The 2,293-nt window shown below is 42.1% G+C and carries 2 protein-coding genes; one reads left to right on the top strand and one right to left on the bottom strand.

Annotation, left to right across the window (positions count from 1 at the left end):
- Positions 1 to 161 precede the first annotated feature (161 nt).
- Positions 162 to 1,360, top strand: a protein-coding gene (locus NT178_16435; GenBank protein MCX5814109.1) for an IS3 family transposase whose coding sequence is annotated in 2 segments (ribosomal slippage) — positions 162 to 486 and positions 486 to 1,360 — 1,200 coding nt in all. Because the reading frame shifts where the segments join, the coding sequence is not laid out codon by codon here.
- Here NT178_16435 and NT178_16430 read toward each other — a convergent pair.
- Positions 1,279 to 2,250 carry a toll/interleukin-1 receptor domain-containing protein gene (locus NT178_16430; protein ID MCX5814108.1) on the bottom strand — a complete coding sequence of 324 codons (972 nt, stop codon included), beginning with the start codon at positions 2,248 to 2,250 and terminating at the stop codon, positions 1,279 to 1,281. The two genes, NT178_16435 and NT178_16430, sit on opposite strands and share 82 nt — an antisense overlap.
- Positions 2,251 to 2,293: the final 43 nt, after the last annotated feature.

Below are 2,293 nucleotides of genomic sequence, written 5' to 3'. Positions count from 1 at the left end.
GGAATTGTCGAATTTCATTGAGAGCAATAATTGCATTAGATATTTTCGGATCTCTCTCGACAACATTGGAGTAGCCCCCGTTTTAACCGGACACTCATACAACCAAAATAAATTGTAGTAATAGCCATAAAGTTATTACTATAATCAAAGAAAGGAGAGATATGAGTCCGGTAGAGATCATTACATCAGTTGAGAGAAGAAGGTATTGGAGCGCGGAACAGAAAAGGGCCATGATAGCGGAGGCAGAACAATCCGGCAACAGCATGTCTTCCGTTGCAAGAAAGTATGGAGTCCATCCCAACCAGCTCTTCAAGTGGAGACGTCTCATACATGAAGGAGCTCTTGTAGCCGCCGGATCGGAAGAAGCTGTTGTCCCCATCTCTGAAGTGAGACAGCTAAAGTCGCAGATACGGGAACTGCAACGCTTACTCGGTAAAAAAACCATGGAAGTGGAGATCTTAAGGGATGCCATCGAGATTGCCCATGAAAAAAAACTGATATTGTGGTCTCCCTTATCCGGAAAGGACGCTACCCCATGAAGACAGTCACCGATGCCCTGGCAGTATCACGCTCCAATCAGTATGCACGAGGAAAGACCGGAAGGAGCAGATATAACAAGAAACCGGATGATGCTGCATATTTGTCCCTTATCCGGGAGATTACCGATGAGAAACCTACATACGGCTACAGAAGAGTGACAGCTCTTCTTAACCGTAAACTTGAACAGAAGGTAAACCATAAACGGATATACCGGATCATGAGGGTCAATCATCTTCTTCTGCCGAAATGCACCGGAAGACCAACACGTCTCCATACAGGGACGATAATTACCCTTACCAGTAACATGCGCTGGTGTTCCGATGGCTTTGAGATACTCTGCTTTAATGGAGAGAAGGTCCGTGTTGCCTTTGCCATGGATTGCTCCGACAGGGAGGTTATGAGCTACATAGCTACTACAAAAGGAATAACCGCTGAGATGGTGAAAGACCTCATGGCAGAATCAATTGAATATCGCTTCGGCAAAGCAGACATACTTCCTCGCAGAATCCAATGGCTTACCGACAACGGTTCTGCTTATACCGCCCATGGCACCATCCGCTTTGCCAGGATGGTGGGCCTTGAAGTCTGCACAACTCCATATCACAGTCCTGAATCAAACGGTATGGCCGAGTCCTTTATCAAAACGTTTAAACGGGATTATGTACACATAAACGATATACCAGATGCACGGACAGTTATGGAATGTCTTCCCCACTGGTTTGAAGATTACAACGAATATCATCCCCATAAGGGATTGAAGATGAAATCACCGAGGGAGTACAGAAGGGAGTTAAATAAGATAGAAGGGTGTCCGGTTTGATAGGGGCAACTCCAAACATCCACACCATCATCCCTATCTTCGAGAAAATCTTGCTCAACAGCATGCTTTATTTGGTCTCTTTCATAATCACCACCAAAACCAGGCCATGGCAACCTTTCATCACGAAAATGATAATATAAAGCTTCACAGACGATAGGAGGCAATGGTTCTAAAGCTTTTTTGGCTCCTTTTATAAGCTCTTCAAATTGATCTTTAGAATCAATAGATTCATAGACTATCTGTTTTACAGCATTTGAATCTTTGGCTTGTTTAAGATTATCAATCAGAACATCTTTTTGATTTATTTCTTCCTCCATTGATTTGATCTCTTCGACTGCTTCCTTATATTTACTTTCAATGATCTCAAAATCTTTCTTTGATATACTTTTTAACGGAATGCAAGAATTCAAATAACCAGATAATTCTTCCAAGAACTTATCGCGCTTGACTTCCCAACGCGCGAAAGGCTTCCCCTTTTTATTAAGAGCGAGAGTTATTTCGTTCTGCATTTCATTTAAATCAGATTTCCTTTCAATTTTGAGGACTTGGACTCCAGTTAGAACGGCTTTAACATCGTGGTATTCTAACGGCGGTACCAACAGAGGAATAATTTTGTGTGAAAGAATCCAAGATGCACCCAATTCGCATAAACAAAAACTACTACTAAAATATTCAGGTGTAAGAAGGAGAATTACTGCTTTGGGCTCGCTGATTTGTTTACGTATGAAATCAACAAAATTAGTACCGCTAGGTATACCAAGACCCTCCAAAGAAGAACAAAAAATATCAGAATCAGATATCCCAATTCCTGTTTCTAACAGGTCTACCAGTTTATCCGCAAGTCCCTTGTTAGCTACCGCGTGGCTAATGAAAATTGCTTTTGACAACATATCTTATATCTCCAGCGCTTTGTTCGGCGCCAAAGAATGCATT

The sequence above is a fragment of the Pseudomonadota bacterium genome (assembly GCA_026388255.1).
Classification (GTDB): Bacteria; Desulfobacterota; Syntrophorhabdia; order Syntrophorhabdales; family Syntrophorhabdaceae; genus JAPLKB01.
Note: the sequence above shows the minus strand (reverse complement) of the source record. Positions and strands in the feature narration are given on the sequence as shown.

Excerpts from the sequence above, each read along its gene's own strand:
- NT178_16430 (MCX5814108.1), bottom strand. The coding sequence starts at position 2,250 with ATGTTGTCAAAAGCAATTTTCATTAGCCACGCGGTAGCTAACAAGGGA.